Annotated in this window: 2 protein-coding genes; both read right to left on the reverse strand. The window is 47.3% G+C overall.

Features of this window, described 5'->3' with window-relative positions:
- Window positions 1–28: 28 nt before the first annotated feature.
- Window positions 29–553: a rhodanese-like domain-containing protein gene (locus ACRC27_RS02965; RefSeq protein WP_152143792.1), complete on the reverse strand. Its 525-nt coding sequence runs from the start codon at window positions 551–553 to the stop codon at window positions 29–31.
- Between the two features lie 2 nt (window positions 554–555).
- A complete protein-coding gene (locus tag ACRC27_RS02970) occupies window positions 556–1002 on the reverse strand; it encodes a MauE/DoxX family redox-associated membrane protein (protein WP_438639160.1) in 447 nt (148 codons plus the stop codon).
- Between the last annotated feature and the right edge of the window lie 68 nt (window positions 1003–1070).

Below are 1070 nucleotides of genomic sequence, written 5' to 3' on the forward strand. Positions count from 1 at the left end.
CTTTAGTGAAGCTAAAATTTCACATCGGTTATTTAACTTCTTCAACCGGATAACCGGCACCACGCCACGCAAAAATGCCACCTGGCAAGCGATACACATTTTCGTAGCCTTGGTTTACTGCCCAAATAGCAGCATTATGACTACGACCACAGGCGACAAAGCCACAGTACATAACAATAGTGCGGCTCTTATCTGGACCCAGTAGCTCCAAGAAGGCTTGTTCGGATTGATTATCTTCGGTCAACGCCGCCCAGCTTTTGCCATCGGTAGCTTGTTTAGCGAACACAAAGTTTTTAGCCCCCGGAATGTGCCCCTTCTTGAAGCTGCTGTCGTACGGCATGGTATCGATAATGAGCATCTCTTGTTGACCATCCAGACGATTTTTCAGCTCTTCCACCGTAATCAACTGGTAGCCGCCCTGCTGCGCTTCACGGGCAAGCGTAACAGCCTGCTTCTCTGCCGCCGTTTCCTGCTCAAATTTATTATCAGAGCAACCGGCAGTGAATACCGAAACGGTCAGCAATGCCAATGCTGTCAGTGAACGCTTTTTCATCTTTATCTCCATGTTATTTTACTGATTCTCTTACTGTGTTGTGGCGTATCTGAGCGAGAGGCTCGTTTGAACCACAGCAACAAGCACATACCGAGTAAAACGGCATCGCGTCCTAGCGCCTGGGGCAAACCAGTTAAATCAGCTTGCCCCAAACAGCCACAATTAATGTCTAACCCAATAGCCATGCCATAGCTCAGCACGGCCATAAAAACCACCAGCAGCGCCATCATTCCCACTAATGCAATTTGCCGGCGGCACAATACGCCAAGGCCAACGACCAATTCGGTTAGGATCAACAACCATGCAATAGGGGTAATTAGCGCAGGCAACACTAGACCAAAAGCAGCAATCGTGAGTGCGAAATCACTCGGATGCGATAGTTTTGTCAGCGCACTGACAATAAAAAAACCACCGCACAGGATGCGGCAAAATAGGATAAGTAGTCTCATTTATATGATTATACCGGAGAGTGATTATCACATAACAGATGAAACTCGACATTCTGACAGAAAATTGT

The organism is Plesiomonas sp., assembly GCF_051650925.1.
In the GTDB taxonomy this organism is placed as follows: domain Bacteria; phylum Pseudomonadota; class Gammaproteobacteria; order Enterobacterales; family CAMTGL01; genus Plesiomonas.

Coding starts and splice junctions, on each gene's coding strand:
- ACRC27_RS02965 (WP_152143792.1), bottom strand. CDS start 553: ATGAAAAAGCGTTCACTGACAGCATTGGCATTGCTGACCGTTTCGGTA.
- ACRC27_RS02970 (WP_438639160.1), bottom strand. CDS start 1,002: ATGAGACTACTTATCCTATTTTGCCGCATCCTGTGCGGTGGTTTTTTT.